15 protein-coding genes and 2 tRNA genes are annotated in these 21,684 nt (G+C 41.9%); 8 read left to right on the top strand and 9 right to left on the bottom strand.

Going from position 1 to position 21,684, the window contains the following annotated elements:
- The first annotated feature begins 109 nt into the window (after window positions 1-109).
- The 4 genes from DN53_RS18200 to DN53_RS10190 all read left to right on the top strand — a co-directional run bounded on the left by DN53_RS18200 (window position 110) and on the right by DN53_RS10190 (window position 4,944).
- Window positions 110-613 carry a dioxygenase family protein gene (locus tag DN53_RS18200; RefSeq protein WP_165357359.1) on the top strand — a complete coding sequence of 168 codons (504 nt, stop codon included), beginning with the start codon at window positions 110-112 and terminating at the stop codon, window positions 611-613.
- 87 nt (window positions 614-700) lie between these two features.
- The gene (locus DN53_RS10200) at window positions 701-2,746 is read left to right on the top strand and encodes a serine hydrolase (protein ID WP_129654176.1); all 2,046 of its coding nucleotides are present in this window, start codon (window positions 701-703) and stop codon (window positions 2,744-2,746) included.
- A gap of 15 nt (window positions 2,747-2,761) precedes the next feature.
- Window positions 2,762-4,039 carry a carcinine hydrolase/isopenicillin-N N-acyltransferase family protein gene (locus DN53_RS10195; RefSeq protein ID WP_129654175.1) on the top strand — a complete coding sequence of 426 codons (1,278 nt, stop codon included), beginning with the start codon at window positions 2,762-2,764 and terminating at the stop codon, window positions 4,037-4,039.
- Window positions 4,040-4,119: 80 nt separating this feature from the next.
- Window positions 4,120-4,944: a PIG-L deacetylase family protein gene (locus tag DN53_RS10190; protein ID WP_129654174.1), complete on the top strand. Its 825-nt coding sequence runs from the start codon at window positions 4,120-4,122 to the stop codon at window positions 4,942-4,944.
- Window positions 4,945-5,119: 175 nt separating this feature from the next.
- On the opposite strand, the gene mobB is transcribed toward DN53_RS10190, so the two are convergent.
- The 6 genes from mobB to DN53_RS10160 all read right to left on the bottom strand — a co-directional run bounded on the left by mobB (window position 5,120) and on the right by DN53_RS10160 (window position 10,800).
- Complete coding sequence (gene mobB / locus DN53_RS10185) at window positions 5,120-6,142, bottom strand: MobB family relaxase (RefSeq protein ID WP_129654173.1); 1,023 nt, start codon at window positions 6,140-6,142, stop codon at window positions 5,120-5,122.
- 5 nt (window positions 6,143-6,147) lie between these two features.
- Entirely contained in the window at window positions 6,148-6,729 is a 582-nt protein-coding gene (locus tag DN53_RS10180) for a BfmA/BtgA family mobilization protein (RefSeq protein WP_129654172.1), read from the bottom strand.
- A gap of 264 nt (window positions 6,730-6,993) precedes the next feature.
- Complete coding sequence (locus DN53_RS10175) at window positions 6,994-8,232, bottom strand: site-specific integrase (RefSeq protein WP_129654171.1); 1,239 nt, start codon at window positions 8,230-8,232, stop codon at window positions 6,994-6,996.
- Between the two features lie 226 nt (window positions 8,233-8,458).
- Window positions 8,459-8,533 (bottom strand) — tRNA-Pro (locus DN53_RS10170).
- 34 nt (window positions 8,534-8,567) lie between these two features.
- Window positions 8,568-8,651: transfer RNA gene (locus DN53_RS10165), tRNA-Ser, on the bottom strand.
- Between the two features lie 112 nt (window positions 8,652-8,763).
- Window positions 8,764-10,800: an HD family phosphohydrolase gene (locus tag DN53_RS10160; RefSeq protein WP_129654170.1), complete on the bottom strand. Its 2,037-nt coding sequence runs from the start codon at window positions 10,798-10,800 to the stop codon at window positions 8,764-8,766.
- A 112-nt stretch (window positions 10,801-10,912) separates the two neighbouring features.
- On the opposite strand from DN53_RS10160, the gene DN53_RS10155 reads away from it, so the two are divergent.
- Window positions 10,913-12,088 carry an acetyl-CoA C-acyltransferase gene (locus DN53_RS10155; RefSeq protein ID WP_129654169.1) on the top strand — a complete coding sequence of 392 codons (1,176 nt, stop codon included), beginning with the start codon at window positions 10,913-10,915 and terminating at the stop codon, window positions 12,086-12,088.
- A gap of 20 nt (window positions 12,089-12,108) precedes the next feature.
- Window positions 12,109-12,861 (top strand): C40 family peptidase, encoded by a 753-nt coding sequence (locus DN53_RS10150; protein WP_129654168.1) that lies wholly within the window; start codon window positions 12,109-12,111, stop codon window positions 12,859-12,861.
- A 51-nt stretch (window positions 12,862-12,912) separates the two neighbouring features.
- Here the strand turns inward: DN53_RS10150 and DN53_RS10145 are convergent, their stop codons facing one another.
- Both DN53_RS10145 and gyrA read right to left on the bottom strand, forming a co-directional pair.
- Window positions 12,913-14,175 carry a tetratricopeptide repeat protein gene (locus tag DN53_RS10145; protein ID WP_129654167.1) on the bottom strand — a complete coding sequence of 421 codons (1,263 nt, stop codon included), beginning with the start codon at window positions 14,173-14,175 and terminating at the stop codon, window positions 12,913-12,915.
- A 31-nt stretch (window positions 14,176-14,206) separates the two neighbouring features.
- A complete protein-coding gene (gyrA, locus tag DN53_RS10140) occupies window positions 14,207-16,735 on the bottom strand; it encodes a DNA gyrase subunit A (RefSeq protein WP_129654166.1) in 2,529 nt (842 codons plus the stop codon).
- Between the two features lie 258 nt (window positions 16,736-16,993).
- Between gyrA and DN53_RS10135 the strand changes: the two genes are divergently transcribed.
- Together DN53_RS10135 and DN53_RS10130 are read left to right on the top strand one after the other, a co-directional pair.
- Complete coding sequence (locus tag DN53_RS10135) at window positions 16,994-19,549, top strand: ATP-dependent Clp protease ATP-binding subunit (protein ID WP_129654165.1); 2,556 nt, start codon at window positions 16,994-16,996, stop codon at window positions 19,547-19,549.
- A 156-nt stretch (window positions 19,550-19,705) separates the two neighbouring features.
- Window positions 19,706-20,122, top strand: coding sequence for an STAS/SEC14 domain-containing protein (locus tag DN53_RS10130; RefSeq protein ID WP_116219220.1), 417 nt, complete (start codon window positions 19,706-19,708; stop codon window positions 20,120-20,122).
- On the opposite strand, the gene DN53_RS10125 is transcribed toward DN53_RS10130, so the two are convergent.
- Complete coding sequence (locus tag DN53_RS10125; RefSeq protein ID WP_129654164.1) at window positions 20,123-21,658, bottom strand: NAD(P)H-hydrate dehydratase; 1,536 nt, start codon at window positions 21,656-21,658, stop codon at window positions 20,123-20,125.
- Window positions 21,659-21,684 lie beyond the last annotated feature (26 nt).

Genomic DNA, 21,684 nt, shown 5'->3' with positions numbered 1-21,684 from the left:
AAGTAGAGATGAATATAAATGAATTTGTTAAAGGCGCTTTTCTATCGGCGTTTTCCATTTCCATGTTTGGTTCGGTTGTTAAGTCCCAAAGTATAGGATTCAAAGGAGATTGCGAAACCACAAGCGATATTTTGGGTCCTTATTATCGGAAAACGCCTCTTTTAGGTCAGACTTAATAAAGAGTGAAGTCCAGGGCACACCTTTAATCGTAGAAGGACGGGTTTTAGAACCAGACTGCCAAACTCTAATAAAAAATGCAATTGTTGAGATTTGGCATTGTGATTCGGAAGGAAGATACGATATGGACACGGAGGAATACAAATATAGAACGCAGTTGTGTACAGATATTTTGGGGAAATATTCCTTTTCAACCATACTCCCAAGCAAATACTTGTTACAAGGAGTATACAGATCGGCCCACATCCACTTTCGGGTTACTGGGAGAAGACATAAAGAGCTGATATCACAAATATATTTTAAAGGAGATCCAAAAATTGAAAATGATAGATGGGCATCTTTAGAAAAAGCTAAAAAAAGAATCTTACCAATAACACCAATTGGGATTAATGGTGAGGTGCGCATCAATTTTGATATTTACCTACAAGAAAGTTGAAAATATTATGAAGCTAATCTCATTCTATTTTAGCACATATGAGGGTGTTACTTTTATGACGTTAATAATTAATAACTCTAGAATATAATGATAAACTTTAAATGGTTCCTTTTCTGTGTCTATATCATTTTTTTCTCCGAAAACCTACTTGCCCATACAGGGAAAATAGCTTTTGCATATCCTATTTCAGGAGTTAAAATAGATGGGAAGCTTAATGACTGGCCACAAAGTATAGAGCGAGTTAAAATCGATAATTTTCTAGGAGCACCAGCTAGTACTAAAGCTTTCTTTCGTATCGGATACAACCTATCGGAACAAAATTTATATATCGCTGTAGAAGTTGAAGATAATGATAACGTTGTATCCAATGCGAATGAAGATATTTGGTGGAACCCGGAGGACAGACAGATTTTATATTTGGATTTCGACCATAACCCAAGAGGGGATTCTGGAGTTGTTGGCATTGCGGCGAGTCAGTCTGGATATATGATCAGAAAGGTTCACAATAATTGGGACCCCGTCAATAGTAGACTATCTCCGCAAGACATTAAAGTCCAGGTTAAGCATAAGAAAGATTTAACCGTTTATGAATGGCAAATCCATCTAGGAAAAGATTTATTTTCCAACAGATCCATTGGTTTGGATTTTATGGTCCAGAATGTTGAATCGAAAACAGAAAAAACAGAATCCTTGGTATGGAGTTCTGGCGGCGCAAAAATTGCCATGCCATTTAGATTAGGAGATGTTCTACTTACTGAAAAAAATGCGGTCATAGAGAAAGTAGAGGGTGTGATATCTTGGCAGTCAAATGTGGCTTTGACATTACCTTCCAAAGTAAAGATTGTTTCAGAATCCTCAAATTCAATGTGGACCACTGCCAATGTAGATTCTCTAGGCCATTATACAACCAAGCTACCGAAAGGCACTTATCAAGTATTTTCAGCTGTTAAAAACGTTAATGTTCTGAGTCCGAAGAATAATGAATCGTTTCAAAAAGTGAGGCTTGATGAATATAAAAACGTGATTTTTGAAGTATCAACAGAAAGTATAAATAAAATAGACACTTTAAAACTCCATGATTATTCGGCCCCGAGTTTTTTAATACCTAAAAGGGGAGTTCTCTTTGATAGTGATACATTTAAATCTTTTGAATTAGACCAATTTGTCCAGACTTATAAAAACTATTTAAACATTCCTGGTCTTAGTTTGGCTATCGTTAAAGATGGAAAACTAATATATAATAAACAATTTGGCGTCGAAAGTACCATTAGTCAAAAACCAGTTAGCAATTCTTCAATATTCGAGATAGCCTCAGTTTCAAAAATATTTTTTGCTTTTGCCGTCAATCGACTCGTAGAGAAAGGCCTTATCGATATAGATCGCCCTTTGTTCGAATACTTACCATTTGAGCAAATACAGAAAGATGAAAGGTCAAAGCTCATAACCGCTAGACATGTTTTAAGCCATCAATCTGGTTTGCCAAATTGGCTTTGGGGAGGGCCTAACGGTTGGAAGTCCAATAATGATGGGGAACTTTTATTTACTCCCGGAACAAACTATCAATATTCAGGAGAGGGATATGAATACCTGGGTAGAGTTGTTGAAAAAATAACGGGGAAGAGAATACAAGAAGTAATCGATGAAGAAGTGTTCTTGCCCATAGGTATTAACAACAGCTCATTTTCTGCCATTAATAAGCTGATGCCAAATATTGTAGTTGGCCATACTGGGGATTATCCTATGTTTTGGGATTTAAATAGAGAAGCTTGGGTAGCAGGGAGCATGTATTCAAATACTATGGACATGAGTAAATTCATGATAGGTATTATGCAAGGTAAAGGATTGGCAAAAGAAAGCTATAAAAAAATGTTTGCGCCTCAGATAGAGAACAAAGAGCCATTCCTACATTTTTTTGGGGGAAATAGACAGTGGCATAGCCTGGGATTTGAACTAGAGGATACTCCAAACGGCAGAATTATTCATCATGGAGGAAATAACGGAGATTTTCAAGCAAGATTCGCTTTGCAATTGGAAAAAAAGGTGGGGTTTATTCTTTTGACAAATAATGATAATGGGTTTCTTATGGACTTAGCTCTTCAAGAATACTTGTTCTCAGGAAGAATTAGTAACTAATAATAAAGACAAATTATGAAAAGAAGTTATAAATATTTGGGCTTATTGTGCGGTGTATTGATGATACATCAAACAATCATTGCCTGTTCTATTTTTACCTGTTCAAAAAATGGGCATGTTCTTGTCGGAGCAAATGAAGACGAATACACTTCTTATCATAATATGTGGTTTGTTCCTGCAACCAAAGAAAAATACGGCGCCGTATTTTTTGGAAAAAACAATATGCAAGCCCAAGCAGGGATGAATGAATATGGATTGTTCTTTGACTTTGCCGCTATTCCAAAAATAGAACTGGAAAATCAAAAAATTGACTTTCTGGGGATGACTGAAATTTTAGTCTCATGTAAAAATGTAGACGAGGCGTTAGTTCTCCTTGAAAAACACAAATTTGCAGCTCCTGCCTCGCAAATGCTTATGGCAGATGCATCTGGAAAATCTGTAATCGTTAATGCTGAAACTATTGTGCCAAAAACAGGAAATTATCAGATTACTACGAATTTTAATATTTGTGATTTGAAAGATGAAAAATATGACTGTTTGCGATATGATAAAATAGATAGGACTCTTTCTGGAGCAAATGACATTTCCGTTTCGCTGTTCAGAGATATTTTGGATGACGTTCATCAGGAAGGAAGCCTGTCTACACAATATTCAAATGTCTATGATTTAAAAAACCTTAAAATTTACATTAATTGGTTTCACAACTATAGGGAAACAGTTACAATTGACCTCAAAAAGGAACTGAAAAAAGGTTTTAGGATTGAAAACTTAGGAAGTTTTTTTAAGCAGAAAAACTTTGCTGAATTAACTTTTGAAAGAGCGGACAAAAACTATTTTTATAATTTGATTATCAATAAGATAGAAAAAAATGGCGTTGATGAGGGATTAAAGCTATTTGAGCAATTGGTTAATGCCCATCCAGACAAGGCAGATAAAATCAAAGAAGATTTGAACTGGGTTCCATACTCTTTGATTTCTAAGGCACGGATAGCTTATGACAATCAACCATTTGATTATTACTATGTAAGTTTTTTGAATAATCACAGGACTATTTGGAAATCGAAAAATGAACGATTGTTTCAATCTTTGAAAATCTTGGACTATATCAAAAAGAACGATTTAACTGATAATGATTTTCATTTCCATGAATCATTAGGGTATATAAATATGGTTCTTGATAATAAGGAAGAATCCATAGAAAATTATGAAAAAGCTATTGTAGCTGCAAAAGATGGGTCTTGGGAAAAAATCCGGGCTACCAATACTTTAAATAAGATTAAAAACACGAAGTAAAGCAACAACATTTCTAAAAGTTCTTAAATAGAATAAAAACCTCAAAAGGTTACCATATAGGTTATAGTAAGCAATTTGATATGAAAAAAATCATGGTAAAACTCCTTAAAAAATGTTCATTTTTTCTACTCTTACTTTTTGTCATTTCTGCTAATGGAAAATCATACAAAGGCAAAAATGAAATTACAGACAAAAGAACGCTTTTAGCAATTTTTGCTCACCCTGACGATGAAATGTCAGCTGCTCCCCTATTGGCAAAGTATGTTTCTGAAGGGGTATCCATTTATATTGCAATCGTTACGGATGGTAGGTTGGGAGTGACCACACATGCAGGTATTTCTGCCGGAGATAATCTTGCGAACATTAGGATTGAAGAAATGAATTGTTCCACCACAGAGCTAGGGGTTAATCCTCCGATTATGATGGGCTTTTATGATCAATTCAAATTTGAAGAAGGCATGGAAGCCATGATGAATGAAATCGATAGAGCCAAAAAAGAAGTGCAAAAATTAATTGAGGATATCAAACCTGATGTAGTATTAACCTGGGGACCTTCTGGAGGCACAGGTCATTTAGACCATCGAATTGTTAATACTATTGTTAGCGAAGTATTTGGAAGCAAACAATGGGATGGGAAGCCGCATCAGCTGTATACAACAGAAATAACAATTCAAGACAATGTGGAAATGGCGATGGTTGACATTTCATACTTGAATTTCAGGATTCCAATAGAAAAAATTCATTTTGAAACTGCAAAAAAGGCATGGATGTGTCACAAAAGCCAATTTACTTTAGACGAGGTTTTATGGCTAAAAGCTCAATTTTGGGATTCACAAAATGGTGTTGCTTTTTTTAAGCCGTTTTATCAAAAGGGACCAATTGAAAACTCATTGTTTAAAGATTAAACTAACAACCATAGTGCTTATACTTTATTTGAGCAAGCAAAACAAGGTTTTGCGCTGCAAGTGTCCCAAATCCTTACCCCCAACTTTTGCGCATGGATCCTATCGGGTTTTTGTAGCGTTCCTGTAGATAAGCGTGAAGCAAAAACCCGAAAGGGCGCAACCTACTTTTTGGATTTCAGTAGCCCATGTCCTCACCTGCACCTCTGGCCTTATCAATGCCCCTTCCAAGAGCCTTGATGATCTTGGCCGCCATCTGTACTTTATTGGTCGGGATACTGGGAGCTTTGACACCCATCGTTTTTAGAAGTTTAAAGGCCATGTCCTTTTCCTTGGTGGGCAGTCCCATGACCTTGGCAAAGAACTTCCCCGGTTCCTTGGCATGGGCCTTTCTCCCTACATAGGATTCCACATAGTTCCTTTTGAAGCCTGTCGTCCTGTCAAAGGCCTTCTCTGCTGCTTGATAAAAACCGTCCCTATCAAATCCCCTCTTGACCGTCCTTCCGTTCAGTTCCACTTCGGATGCCCTGTGCTTGGCCATTGGTGAAAGTGTGTAGGTATTCGTTACGTCCCTTCTACTGACGATGATATGGATATGGGTCTGTGGCCCCTCCTTTTGCATTCCGGCGGCCACCAGTTGCCCGTTCTGTTTATGGGGTGCCAATCTTTCTTGCTCTTTGATTCTTTTTTCAAGTTCATTGACATTCCCGATGGATTCGCCCCGTTCCACTTTCCGTATCTCGCTCCTTAGCCTTGCTATTTCCCTTCGGAAAGGCGCATTCTCCTGTACCTGTTTGTCAAAGCCCCTATAGGTGCGTTCATGCTCGATTTTGGCATAATACTTTAAGTTCTCGGCCTTGACATCTTGGTTCCTATGGAAACTCTTGGCATAATCCTCCATTAGTTTCCTTGTATATTCCCTTAGTTGATTTGGGTCATTGCCAATGGCCTTCAGTTCCCTTTGGTTGGGACTGACCACTATGGAATAGAATTTTGGGTCTTTCTGCCTTAACTTGGCCGTATTGGCATCTATTTCATCGATGACCGTTTGAGGGCTTACATTGTTGTTCTCTTGGTCAAAGAATTCCTCCCTGAGTTCGGGTGACCTGTCCTTGTTTTCCTTTTCCAGATAGTCCACATAGTTCCCTACACTGGAATTATAGGTGCTGCCTATTTTCTGTGCTGAGATGGTAAGGTACATGGCCGTTATCTTAATTGATTTTTCAAGCTTTCAAAATCCCCGATGCCCATATTTATTTTTAAATAGGGTTTTCCCATCATTGGCTCCACCTTCTCCACATTGTTAATGATTTCATTGCAGTGCTTTTTATAGTTTTTTAATTCTTGCAGCATTCTATCATGCTCTGTTTTCGGAACGGTGTTTCTAGCCTCCAAAAAGTCCATTCGCTCTTCCTGTATCTGGACGGGTTCCCGTCTCGGTTTCCTCCCATCCTTTACATAGGCCTCGTAAAGGATCAGCATCATTTCATATGTGGGCCGGATACTGGTCTTTTCCATGTTCTTGACAATGGCGATGAGCCTGTCGATTTTTTTCATCATCTGACGCTCCAATTTTTTGATATGGTCAAGGACAATCCTTGTTCCCCCTCCAAAGGGGTCAAGGTTGTTTTCCCGGAAAAAGGTGACCATCCCATCCAGTACCTCACTATGGGATTTGTTGAACCTTTTGGAATAGCCGCGAAAGCGTGTGGCCGTTTCCTTGTTTACCGTGATATTGGAATACCCGGTTGCTTTCCTTGTCCTGTCATTTGTTGATTGCTTTTCCATAGGTGTGGTTTTTTGCTTTTTCGTGAATTTGCGTCAATTTTTCCTTGAATAATTTTCAATGTTTACGGGGCTTCCCAAAGGGTTTACTGTAGATTTCGGAAAAGTCTACTGTAGCCCCTGATTTTGCACAATATTCCAAAATCCATTCAACCAACTGGCATTCAACGTGTTGAATACCCGAAAACAACCGTGATGGCGCAATCTGCGCATCACCCTCTTGCTATTCATTTGTCCCGCGAGCGGGACCGAATAAATACTACCTAATCATCCTTCGGCTGATTGGCTAGTCTGCATATGTTCCATTAGATTCTGCATGTCCTCCCCTATCTTGTGTTCCAGTACCCTTGCATAGATCTGGGTAGTGGACAATTTGGTATGGCCGAGCAGTTTGGAGACTGTTTCTATTGGGACTCCATTGGATAGGGTTACCGTTGTTGCAAAAGTGTGCCTTGCCGTGTGGAATGTGACCCTTTTTCGGATTCCACAGGCTTTACTGATCTCTTTGAGATAGAAATTCACTTTCTGGTTACTGAAAACGGGTAAAAGGATATTGTTGATTTTCCTTTCAGAAGATCCTTCATATTTCTTGATGATATCCTTTGCCTGAGGCAGCAATGGTATTTTGAGTCTTTCATCGGTCTTCGTCCTTGTGGTAAACAACCAATCATTGCCGTCTATACCTTTGATAACATTGTCGGGACTAAGTGCTTTTACATCTATATAGGATAAGCCTGTATAACAGGAGAACAGGAATACATCCTTCGTCTTTTCAACACCTTGTTTTGTAAAACTGGTTTCTTCTATGAGTCCAAGTTCTCTTTTCGTCAAATGTTCTCTTTGGGCTTTGACAAAGTGCAGTTTATAGTTCCCAAAGGGATCCTTTGAAAGCCATTCCATCCTTACCGCTAACCTTGACATTTTCTTAAGCCGTTCCATGTGCTTCATGGCCCCGTTATTAGTACACTTGGTTCGAGTAGATGGCCTGTACTTTCTTAGATACTGTTCAAAGTCGGATATAAAACGGTAATTCAATTTTTTGAGCTTTATATCCTCCACACCATATTCCTCCTTTAAAAAGAGATTTATGCACCTTTCGGTAATATGGTAGTTCTTTCTGGTTCCCGGGCGCAACGAAGTGTGCATGGTTCCATTGTGGTAAGCAATCAATTGTTTCAAAGTTTTGCCTCCATCATCTTCCCCAAAGAACCTTGCTTTTATGGCTAATGGAGTTATTACCTTCTCTTCCACCATCAATAGCCTATGGGCCTCATGTAGGCCTGTATAAATATGGTCCAGGTACTTGTTAAGGGAAATCACATAACTGGAAAATCCCTTGCCTCTTTTACGGCTATTGTCCCATAAATTGGATTTGATTTCCCGATTTATGCTAAAATCGGTGCGTTCACCATCGATGGTGATTCTACAATAGACAATCCGGTTCTCTGATTGCACCTTGTGTTTCCTTGTAAAGAAATTGATTGTTAAACGATTGTTTTTCTGCATGTTGTAACCTTTTAGAGTGTGAATACTGTGAAAGTCAAAACACAAGAAATATGGTTCTAAAAGTCATTTAAAGTTACAACAAGAACTGTAAGTGTTTGCTCCCGATGGGAACACGCTTGATATGATTTTAGATGGTTTTAAATGAATTCAAACGATATGTCTAAAAACACAAAACACTGAAAATCATAAGATTAACAGTGTTTTGATTTTACTTAAATAAGTTAAGTCGGGGTGGCAGGATTCGAACCTGCGACCTCCTGCTCCCAAAGCAGGCGCGATAACCGGGCTACGCTACACCCCGAACATAATTTAATTCCAAATATCTTAGGAAACAGCGGAGAGACTGGGACTCGAACCCAGGCAGCACTTACGCGCTGACAGATTAGCAATCTGCTCCGTTACCACTCCGGCACCTCTCCCAATACTTCTTATGAACTTGCACTCTAAAAATGCGGATGCAAATGTACCTTTTCATCCGAAAGAACGCAACTATTTTCCGTTTTTTTTAATTAGGAATTGATTTTATGGACTTTACTCCGGATACTCGACCCTAAGATGGTAGATATTGGTCAGTTTTTGCTTCAATATCTTCTTCACCATCTCGATTTCCTTTAGGGTAATATTGGCATTTAAAAACTGATTGGCCTGCATCTGCCCCTTCACAATTTTCTCCACAAATTCATCTATGACCAAAAAAGTGGGATTCTTTAAACTCTTGGACGCAGCTTCCACGGCATCCGACATCATCAGGATGGCAGTTTCCTTTGAAAAGGGAATTGGACCTGGATACCTAAAATCATTATCATCCACCTCAGCCTCAAGTTCCTGTTGTTTTTTATAAAAATAGTACACCAGTGTGGTACCGTGATGGGTCCTTATAAAATCAATGATCCTATCTGGGAGATTGTTCTTTCTTGCAATTTCTATTCCTTGAATCACGTGGTCTATTATAATCTTGGCACTTTCCCTTGGCGGCAGATCATCATGCGGATTTACATTGGTGACCTGATTCTCCGTAAAGAAGGTCGGCTTTTCCATTTTTCCGATGTCATGGTACAAGGCTCCCACCCGGACCAACATGGCATTGGCACCAATCTCATTTGCGGCGGCTTCGGCAAGGTTGGCCACCTGTAACGAATGGTGGAACGTTCCCGGTGCCTTATCCGACAGTTTCTTCAACAACTTGGAATTGGTATCTGAAAGCTCCAACAGGGACACATCGGATATCAAACCGAATAATTTCTCGAACATATAGATCAAAGGCTGGGCAAAAAGCGTCAAAAGTCCATTTAGAACAAATACCCCAAACAATATCCATTCAATGTTCTCCAGATTTCCCTCATGGATCGCGTGGAAGGCGAAATAGCCTATAATATATATTAGGGTAATCTGCCCAACAGAAATAAAGAGATTGGCCCTCTTATACAGTTCTGAGGCGGTTAAAATGGTAACGATACCCGCTATGATCTGAAGAAAAATATACTCGAAGCTGTTGGGTACCACAAAACCAAGAATCAACACGGTAAGTACATGTACAAAAAGCCCCAGTCGGGCATCAAAAAAGTTCTTGAGCACCAAGGGTAGGATACACAATGGAACCCCATATACATAGCTCTCATTGTTCTTTACCATCAGTGTTGTGGCCAACACCATGAGCAATATGTTGAAAAAGATAAAGGTGACCTTATTATTGTTCTTAAAAATTTCATTTCGATACCGCTTGAGAAAAAGAAACAACATGATCAATACCAATGCCACCAAAATGGTATAGCCCAACATGATGTAATAGTAGTTGTTGCCTTGCCAAAGTTCCGATTCATATTCTTCCTTCAAGGAATTGAGGATCTTGAAATTTTCGGCCTCGACCACTTCGCCCTTGGCAATGATCAGCCTCCCTTCCGATACCTCTCCCCTTGTGTAGGATATCTTGGATAGCTCCTGTTGCAAGGCACTTTCTGTCAAGGTTTCATCATAGAAAAGATTGGGCTTTATGTTGGATTGAACCGTATTTTCCAACCCTGCCTTATCCACCACGTTGGAACGGGAAATTTGCAAAGACACCTGTCTCTTTGCCCCTTCCAAATCGATAAAATCGTTGGGTGCCATGGGGATGGCCTCGTTGTTCCGCACCAAAACAATGGAATTGGAACCCGGGCTGTTTTCAAAAACACCTTTGGCATAAATGCTATCGATCACCGCCATACCCACATTGAGCATGTTTCGTTGCTGCCGCGCCGAATACGCATTGGAAGTGGCCAACTGTTCCAGTTCCTTTTGCACATTGCTCTTTATCGAGCTAACAATGGATGCATCAAAATTGTAATAGTCCGTTTTGGTATTGCGGATGGAAAGCTGTTCCTGGGCAATCTCATCTGTACTTTTCTGGATCGAAAAATCAATGGGAGCATAAAGATTTTCATACTGCCATGGCTTTCCTTTTTGAAATTCGTACTTAAATTTTCCGCCTTTAGGAAAAAAGAAAACGATGAGGGCTACAGATACCAGATAGAGAAAATACTTGTAGGCAAGTGATTGATGTTTATATACATTGTCCAAAGCTTTTCCCATATCGTATGCTGATATCCCCAAAAATAGAAAATATATATTAAGGAGTGCCGTACAATCACGTCTTACCCTTTGGATTTAATTTTAGTATTTTCGTAACCGTAAAAATGCACATATGAACAAAGTTGTCATCGTTTCAGCTGTTAGAACGCCCATAGGTAGTTTTATGGGAGCATTGTCCACCATACCGGCACCTAAATTGGGTGCGGTTGCCATTAAAGGGGCATTGGACAAGATCGGACTTTCTCCAGAAAAGGTCGAAGAGGTTTTAATGGGGAATGTGGTACAGGCCGGCACGGGTCAGGCTCCTGCCCGACAGGCCGCCATTTATGCCGGGATTCCGGATACGGTTCCCTGTACAACGGTGAACAAAGTATGTGCATCCGGAATGAAAGCCATTACGCAAGCCGCCCAATCCATTGCATTGGGAGAAAATTCCATTGTAGTGGCCGGCGGCATGGAAAACATGAGCCTCATCCCACATTATGCCTATATGCGCAATGGGTTGAAGTTTGGTCCTGCCACCCTGCTGGACGGAATGCAAAAAGACGGTTTGGTAGATGCCTACGATCAAAATGCCATGGGGGTATGTGCCGATGCCTGTGCTACGGAATATCAATTTAGCAGAGAAGATCAAGATGCCTTTGCCATACAATCCTACCAACGTTCTGCCGAGGCGTGGAAAGCTGGAAAATTCAAAAATGAAGTAGTACCCGTTGAAGTCCCACAACGTCGAGGAGAACCCATTGTTGTGAGCGAGGATGAGGAATATACCAATGTAAAAATAGATAAAATCCCCGCATTGCGACCCGCCTTTACCAAAGATGGAACGGTTACTGCCGCCAATGCCTCCACCATCAATGATGGGGCCGCCGCAGTGGTGCTGATGAGTGAGGACAAAGCGAAAGAACTTGGCTTGAAACCCTTGGCTTACATAAAAGGGTATGCCGATGCGGCCCAAGAGCCCAAATGGTTTACCACTGCACCTGCCAAGGCTCTTCCCAAAGCACTGGATCGTGCCGGGGTATCTTTGGAGGATATCGACTACTTTGAGTTCAACGAAGCGTTTTCTGTTGTGGGCCTTGCCAATATGAAGATTTTGGGACTACAGGATTCCAACGTAAATGTAAACGGTGGCGCAGTTTCTTTGGGACACCCATTGGGCTGTTCCGGTGCGCGGATTACCATAACGTTGCTCAATGTGCTTGAACAGAACAATGCCAAATTAGGTGCAGCCGCTATCTGCAATGGCGGTGGTGGTGCATCAGCCTTAATTTTGGAAAGAATTTAGCCATCCAATATCATCCGTAAATGCAATATGGAATTTGCCCACTGAGCATTGTGCCCATTAGAACACTTCCCGAGGATAGCTCTGAAATGACTTCCCAGCTCTTGTATGGGGAACATTTCAAGGTTTTGGAAAGTCGAAAAAAATGGAGCCGCATCAGGATAGCGCATGACCAATGCGAGGGATGGGTTTCCAACCATCAGTTTAAATTCATCACAGAGGAGGATTACAAAGCGTTCGAGAACCCCGAAAACCAACAACTTTCCCCAGATATAGTTTCCCATGTCTGCAGTCAAGATGGCATGCTACTTCCCATTGTTTTGGGCTCCATGGTTTCTTCATCAACACTCTTGGACCATTCCTTTGAGGGTAGTTCCGTAAGTGGGCATGCCCAAAAAAATGAACTGGTAGATGTAGCTTTTCTGTACCTAAAAGCCCCTTTTCTTTGGGGAGGCAAAACGCCTTTTGGCATAGACAGCGCGGGATTTACCCAAATGGTCTATAAGATCAATGGGATTACCCTTTGCAGGGATGCGGAAGGACAGTCCAAACAAGGGGAACCTTTAAGTTTCATTGAGGAAAGCGAACCGGGCGACCTTGCCTTTTTTGATAACAATGAGGGAGTTATAGACCATGTTGGCATCATCTTAAAGGACAATTATATCATCCACACCTACGGGCATGTCCGAATCGATCGTTTGGACCACACAGGTATTTTCAATACCGAAGAAAAACGGTACACCCATCAGCTTAGGGTAATCAAGAAAATCATATAATAAAAAAAGGGACCAAAATGGTCCCTTTCTATTTTTACAAATTGGAGCGATTTACTCTCCCAAAAGCTTTTTGATACGCATAAAGTTCTCGGTATCTCCCAAAGCTCCGTAGATGTTCTTCAATTGTGATAGGATACTTTGGTTATCAGGATTGGTTTTTACGGCATTTTCCAAAACCGTGGCACCTTCCTTAAACAAACTGTCCTTCTTTCCCTTCAACTCGTCGTATTTGGCGATATCGGCCTTTGAGCTTCCCAACGCATTCATTTCATCGATAAGTCCGTTACCTTCGTTCACATAGGTAGTGGAAAGGTTCAAAAGGGCATTGATGTATCCTGGATCAATGGCCAATGTCTTTTTATAGGCGTCCCGTGCATCTTCCAAGTTTCCTTGTTCCATGTTGATCACTCCAATGTTGTACAACAAATCTGGGTTGTCAGGCGCCATTTCGGAAGCTTTCGCCATCAACTTCTTGAAATTTTCCTTATCTCCCATGGAGTAATGAAGGTTGGCCTCTCCCAAAACCAAGTTTACATCATCTGGGTTTTCTGCCCTAGCATCGGAATACGCTGCAAGTGCTTTCTCATTATCTCCCAATTGTTGGTAGATCAGAGCGATATTTTTTACAATCTCTGGTTTTTTGGAAGGACTTCTTTCCTCATTTGGATCTTTGTGCGTGTTGGCCTTTACATATAGGTCACGAGTTGCTTTATCCATGGTCTCCACTTCACCGGTCTCAATGTTTACCGCTGTATAGGTAACCCCGCTACCATCATAACCCATCTCTTTCAATTCATTGTAGTAACTCAATGCGTTGTCATAGTCCTGACCATTAACGGCACTACTGGCAGCATAATACAAGTAAATAGTATCGGCCGGGCTCAATTTGTAACTCATGTACAACTTTGCCGCAGCTTCTTTGAATTTCTGGTTGTTGTTGTCCTCAACGGCGGCGTTTACCAAGTCACCGGTGATCTGTGCCAGCTTCTGCTTGGCAACGGTGGTATATTTTTCCTTACCACTGGCCTCTTCAACTGAAATCACTTTGTTGTAAGCATCTATAGCGGGTTGAAATGCAGTTTCATCCCCTTTCTGGGCCAAATCGGAATATACATTTCCTTTTACGGCATAATACTGGGCCTGAACCCTTTCATCAGCAGCATCGATCGTGGACGCAGCCGCTTCCAAAGCAGTCTTGGCCGCTGCGGCATCTCCACCCTTCAGGGCTTTTTCCGCATCCTTGATCTCATTTTTTTGAGAGTAACCCATAACTGAAACCCCCATGGCAATTAGTATCAAAAATTTAGTCTTCATGTCAAAAATGTAATTATTTAGTGTTTATCGATTATTTATTTTCCTCGTTGTCATTATCAATAGCCGTGCCATCTTCGCCCTTGACCTCTATATCCATGATATTGGTCTCATCCAAGGGACCATCTTCTTTCATGACTTTGGCAACCGCAGCAATGGAGTCTGAATCCTTCAGGTTGATAAGACGCACACCCTGTGTTGCCCTTCCCATGACCCTAAGATCCTCGACACTCATTCGAATGGCAATTCCAGACTTATTGATGATCATAAGATCATCCGTGTCCGAAACATTTTTAATGGCTACAAGACCACCCGTCTTATCGGTAATGGAGATTGTCTTGACTCCTTTACCACCTCTATTGGTAATCCTGTAATCCTCAAGAGAGGATCGTTTTCCATAACCATTCTCGGAAACTACCAGAATATCGTCTTCAAAATTATGGACAGAAACCATTCCGATCACCTCATCATGGTCATCGGCCAAGGTAATACCGCGTACCCCGGATGCATTTCTTCCCATGGGGCGGGTCTTGCCTTCCTCAAATCGAATGGCTTTACCCGATTTCAATCCTAGGAATATCTGACTTGTCCCTGTTGTTAATTTGGCTTCAAGAAGCTCATCACCATCCTTTATGGTTATGGCATTGATACCATTTTGGCGAGGTCGTGAGTATTGCTCCAAAGAGGTTTTCTTTACGGTTCCCTTCTTGGTGGCCATAATCACATAATGGCTGTTCACGTAATCCTCATCCTTAAGGTCCTGGGTACAGATAAAGGCTTTCACCTTATCGTCCTGTTCTATATTGATCAAATTCTGGATGGCCCTACCTTTTGAGGTTCTGGATCCTTCCGGAATTTCAAAGACACGCATCCAGAAACATTTCCCATTTTGCGTGAAGAATAACATATACTGGTGATTGGTACCCACAAATAGGTGCTCCAAAAAGTCTTCATTTCGGGTAGAGGACGCTTTCTGGCCCACTCCTCCCCTATTCTGGGTCTTATATTCGGTGAGTGGTGTTCTCTTGACATACCCGGCATGGGAAATGGTAATGACCACTTGCTCATCCGGAATCATATCCTCTATACTTAGGTCTCCTCCCGCAAAGTTGATTTCAGACCTTCTTTCATCACCATATTTCTCCTTGACTTCAAGAAGTTCATCCTTGATGATCTGCATCCTACGCTCTTTTTTCGCCAGAATGTCCTTCAAATCCTCAATAGTCTTCAACAACTCGGCATGCTCATCACGCAATTTGTCCTGCTCCAGACCTGTAAGTTGACGCAAACGCATCTCCACGATGGCCTTAGCCTGTATTTCGGTGAGCTTAAAACGCTCCATTAAACTGTTACGCGCCTCATCCACATTGGCAGAGCCACGGATAATGGCAATCACCTCATCAATATTGTCTGATGCGATGATAAGTCCCTCCAAGATGTGGGCACGATCTTCAGCTTTTTGCAGCTCATATTTGGTTCGTCGAACCACCACTTCGTGTCGGTGCTCCACAAAATAATGGATGATTTCCTTGAGGTTCAACAACTGCGGTCTTCCATTGACCAATGCAATATTGTTGACACTGAAGGAAGACTGAAGTGCTGTATACTTGTACAGCATATTCAGCACAATATTGGGGATGGCATCCCGCTTAAGGATATACACGATACGCATTCCTTTCCTATCCGATTCATCACGGATGGATGCAATTCCCTCAATCTTCTTTTCATTGACCAGATCGGCGGTCTTCTTGATCATGTCCGCCTTGTTCACCTGATAGGGAATCTCGGTAACAATGATACACTCCCTTCCTTGAACTTCCTCGAAAGAGGCCTTGGCCCTCATGACCACCCGACCTCTACCGGTATGGAATGCCTCCTTTACCCCATCATACCCATAAATGATACCTCCGGTTGGAAAATCAGGAGCTTTTATGTGGGTGATCAGTTCATCGATCTCTATCTCATGGTTATCTATATAGGCCACTGTCCCGTCCACCACTTCAGAAAGGTTGTGGGGCGGCATGTTGGTGGCCATACCCACGGCAATACCTGAAGCTCCGTTCACCAAAAGATTGGGAACACGGGTAGGCAATACGGTTGGCTCTTGCAGCGAGTCATCAAAATTAAGTTGGTGATCAACGGTGTCCTTGTCAATATCGGCCAACATCTCGTCAGCGATCTTGCGCATTCTGGCCTCGGTATAACGCATGGCCGCAGGGCTATCACCGTCCACGGAACCAAAGTTACCCTGACCATCGATCAACATGTACCTAAGGCTCCACTCTTGGGCCATACGTACCATGGTATCATAGACCGAAGTATCCCCGTGCGGGTGATACTTACCCAAGACCTCCCCAACGATACGGGCCGATTTCTTGTGTGAACTGGTTGATCTAACTCCCAATTCATGCATTCCAAAAAGCACTCTTCTGTGAACTGGTTTGAGTCCATCACGAACATCTGGCAGGGCACGTGACACAATGACCGACATTGAATAATCAATGTAGGCAGATTTCATCTCATCCTCAATATTGATAGGAATTAACTTTTCTCCTTCCGCCATGCTAAAATCTTATAGTTTTTTGTGGTTAAAATATCATGGCAATATACGGAAAATAGGCCCTTTCCAAACCTTTGGGATCTACTTTATTAAAAAAATTATCAACAGTTATCCAAGTGCTCTTTTCTTTTGATAAAGCTTTGTTAAACTGTTAAAAAACGACCTTTATTTCGACATTTACCACTAGTTTATCGATAATGGGTACGGTATTTGACCACAGTAACAATACTTTTATTAATTTTAGTTGCGAAAAAGAAAGGTATGGACGATAATTTTTCCCCCAGAGTAAAAGATGTTATAGCATATAGCAAGGAGGAGGCCCTACGTTTGGGCCATGATTTTATTGGTACGGAACATCTTATGCTCGGTCTTTTAAGAGATGGAAACGGCAAAGCCATTAGTATTTTGGATGCCCTTGATGTGGATTTGGACCACCTACGCAGAAAAGTGGAAATTCTTAGTCCTGCAAATCCCACTTCGGGAACCATGCAAAAAGACAAGAAAAACCTACATCTGACCCGTCAGGCAGAGCGTGCGTTGAAAACCACTTTCTTGGAGGCCAAACTGTTCCAGAGTTCCTCTATAAATACAGCACACCTATTGCTCTGCATCCTTAGAAACGAAAACGACCCCACCACAAAATTGCTGCACAAGCTCAAGGTGGACTACGATAATGTGAAGGAACAATTCAAATCCATGATCACCAGTGATGATGATTACATAGATTCCCCACAGGCCGAATCTTTTCCAAGTGACCCTGATGAAGGAGGGGATTCCAAGGAAAGTACATTCGGTTCCGGCTCGTCCCAAAAGGGAAGCAAAAAATCCAAAACCCCTGTCCTGGATAATTTTGGAAGGGACCTTACCCGCTTGGCCGAGGAAAATAAATTGGACCCGGTTGTGGGAAGGGAAAAGGAAATTGAGCGTGTATCCCAGATTTTGAGCCGTAGAAAGAAGAACAACCCCTTGCTGATTGGTGAACCAGGAGTGGGAAAAAGTGCCATTGCCGAAGGCTTGGCCCTGCGCATCATCAACAAAAAAGTATCCCGAATCCTATACAACAAACGCGTTGTAACCTTGGATTTGGCATCGTTGGTAGCAGGAACCAAATATCGCGGACAGTTTGAAGAACGCATGAAAGCGGTGATGAACGAGCTTGAAAAAAATGACGACATCATCCTCTTTATTGATGAAATCCACACCATTGTAGGTGCCGGTGGTGCTACAGGAAGTTTGGATGCTTCCAACATGTTCAAGCCCGCTTTGGCCCGAGGGGAAATTCAATGTATCGGAGCCACCACCCTTGATGAATACAGACAGTACATTGAAAAGGATGGCGCCTTGGAACGTCGTTTCCAAAAGGTAATGGTAGAACCAACAAGCGTTGAGGAAACCATTGAAATCCTGATGAACATCAAAGGCAAGTATGAGGATCACCATAATGTCAACTATACCGATGAGGCCATTGTGGCCTGCGTTAAGTTGACCAATAGATACATGACAGACCGATTCTTGCCAGACAAGGCCATAGACGCCTTGGATGAGGCTGGTTCCCGTGTGCACATTGTAAACATGGATGTTCCAAAACAGATTTTGGAACTGGAAAGTCAATTGGAAGATGTCCGCGAGCTGAAAAACAGCGTTGTAAAAAAACAGAAATACGAAGAGGCCGCCAAGCTTCGGGATGACGAAAAACGTCTCGAAAAGGAATTGGCTTCTGCGCAAGAGCGTTGGGAAGAAGAAAGCAAACTCCACAGGGAGACCGTAAGTGAGGACAATGTAGCCGATGTGGTCTCCATGATGAGTGGCATTCCCGTGAACCGAATAGCACAGACCGAAAGCAACAAATTGGCCAAATTGCCCGATTTGATCAAAGGTTTTGTCATCGGTCAGGATGAGGCTGTGGCCAAAGTGGCCAAGGCCATCCAGCGTAACCGTGCCGGGTTGAAAGACCCCAACAAACCCATTGGCTCATTTATTTTCTTGGGCCAGACAGGGGTTGGTAAAACCCAATTGGCCAAGATTCTTGCCAAGGAACTCTTTGATTCTGAAGACGCACTTATCCGGATAGACATGAGCGAATACATGGAAAAATTCGCTATTTCCCGATTGGTGGGAGCACCTCCCGGATATGTTGGGTATGAAGAAGGGGGTCAGCTGACAGAGAAAGTTCGGCGCAAGCCCTATTCCGTCATTCTTTTGGATGAGGTTGAAAAGGCTCACCCAGATGTCTTCAATATGCTGTTGCAAGTATTGGACGATGGTTTCTTAACGGACAGTCTTGGAAGAAAAATAGATTTCAGGAATACCATCATCATCATGACCTCCAATATTGGAGCACGTCAGTTGAAGGACTTTGGACAAGGTGTAGGTTTTGGAACTGCTGCTAAAAAAGCGCAGGAAGACAGCCATCAGAAAAGCGTTATTGAAAGCGCATTGAAAAAGGCTTTTGCCCCCGAGTTCCTTAACCGTATTGATGATGTAATTGTCTTCAATCCCTTGGAAAAAGAAGATATCCACAAAATCATTGATATTGAATTGGACAAACTGTACAAGCGAATCAAGGATATTGGCTATGTATTGAGCCTTACGGACAAAGCCAAGGATTATATAGCCGATAAAGGTTTTGACAAGCAGTATGGAGCCAGACCTTTGAAGCGGGCCATCCAAAAATATATTGAGGACGCCCTTGCCGAGGAAATCGTAAACTCCAAACTGGAAGAAGGAGACAGCATCTTTATGGACTTGGATGAAAAGAAAGAAGAGCTTACCATCAAAATAAAGAAAACGGAAAAATCTCCGGAAGCTGAAAAATAAAATGAAAGTTACAGATCAAAAAAAGCTGACGATTGTCAGCTTTTTTTATACCCCAATGTTACCATACAAACGATATTTGAGCTTTTAATCTAATATTTTTCACCCCCCCTCCCATTCAATATATTTTCGCCATGAGACACTATAACTTTTTGGGGAATGAAATTTACTTCTACAAAGAAGACCATCGTGGTACGAGAGTACCAATTGGACATAGGATCGGTACAGGTCTTTGACAACTACATGGTCGCAACCTTTGACGAAGGTGCTACGGTTACGCTGGAACGTGCCTATCAAATCATCGGGATTTCTGAAATACACTTCAGGGACAGGGAATTTGGCTATATCAGCCTACGAAAAAATTCCTATGCCGTGGATCCCACCATCTACAATTACTTAAGGGGATTGGAAAACCTCAAGGCCTTTGCCATCGTTTCCAAAAAGGAGATAGATATGCACAACTTCAAAATAGAAAAACTTTTCTACAAGAAGCCTATGGAATTTTTCATTGAGTTTGAAAATGCCTTGGCATGGGTGAAGAAAAGAATCAAACCGAAAAAAATAAAGGATTCCTAATTATTCTTGCTCTTTTTCTTCAACATCCGGAGGGCTTAAAATTTCCACATAGGCCCTACCTATTGAATTCACAATGTCCGATGCCTTTAAGGCTTCATACCCATTTTGCGAAGCACTGATGTCGCCTGCCAAACCATGCAGATAAACCCCAAAAATAGCGGCTTCCAACGATGTGTAGCCCTGGGCCATTAACCCCGTTACCATTCCTGTAAGAACATCTCCACTGCCCGCAGTGGCCATTCCAGGGTTGCCCGTGGTATTCACATAACCCTTCCCTTTGTATAGGACTATGGTATGAGCCCCTTTGATCACCAAAACAATATCATGGCTGATTGAAAAGGCTTTTGCTTTTTCCAATTTTTCAAAATCGTCCGTCCATGTACCGATCAAACGTTCCAGCTCCTTGGGGTGGGGTGTAAAAATGGACTGTGGGGGGACATCCTTTAACATGTGTGGGGCCATCGCCAAAATATTGAGGCCATCTGCATCCACTACAACAGGACTCTCCATTTGTTTTAAAAAGTCCTTGAACGCCTTTATGGTAGGCTCCTTCGTCCCCAGACCCATCCCTATTCCGACCGCTTTGGGCGCAAACGGCATACTGATTTCGGTAATGCAATGTTCATCTGTATCCGTTAAGACCATTAGCTCAGGCACTGCCGTTTGAAGGGAATGATAGCCACATTGTGGAACAAAGGCCGTTACCAATCCCGCACCTGAGGACAAGCATGCATTACTGGCCAATTGTACCGCTCCAATTTTACCGTAACTCCCTCCAACAATCATAGCTTGGCCGTAGGTTCCTTTATGCGAAAACTTTAATCTCGGTCGATATAACGACACTATTTGATGCTTACCCACCAATTCATAATCAGCCTCTTCCCGGGTTAAAAATTCAGGATCCAATCCAATATCCAAAATTTCCCATTGGTTCAGGTAAACACCTGTATCTGGTAGAAAAAAAGCCAACTTAGGCACTTGGAAACTAAGCACATAACTTGACTCTATAACATACTTTGGGTTCCATGGCGCCCTATCCATCGGCAATCCTGAAGGAACATCCACGGACAATACAAAGGCTTGGGACGCATTTATATGCCCTATCAATTGGCCAACCCAATCATCTGGGGAGCGATTTAGGCCAATGCCAAAAATGGCATCCACCACAATGTCGTTTGCTGAGATTTCGGGCAACTCACTTTCTGCATTGATGAAATTTGGCCAGATCTTTCGGTCCTTTAGTCGCTCCAAGTTCAATAGAAAATCCTTGGACCGTTTTTCACTGTAATTCACCACATGCACCGTAATGACGTACCCATGTTCTTGAAGATGCCTGGCCAAGGCCATTCCATCCCCTCCATTGTTGCCTATTCCACAAAACAATTGAATGTTCACACTGGTGCCCCGCAATCTAGCGTGTATCCATTCAAAAATTTTGGTGGCAGCCTGCTCCATGAGAACATCGCTGGTAATTTGCTGTTTTTCTATTGTGAATTTATCAGCTTGATAGATTTGCTGGGCAGAAAAAATTTTCATTCAACACAAAAATTTGATTATTTGTA

This window comes from Flagellimonas olearia (assembly GCF_004150225.1).
GTDB lineage: Bacteria > Bacteroidota > Bacteroidia > Flavobacteriales > Flavobacteriaceae > Flagellimonas > Flagellimonas olearia.
The sequence above is the reverse complement of the archived record's forward strand: the minus strand, read 5'-3'. Positions and strand labels throughout refer to the sequence as shown.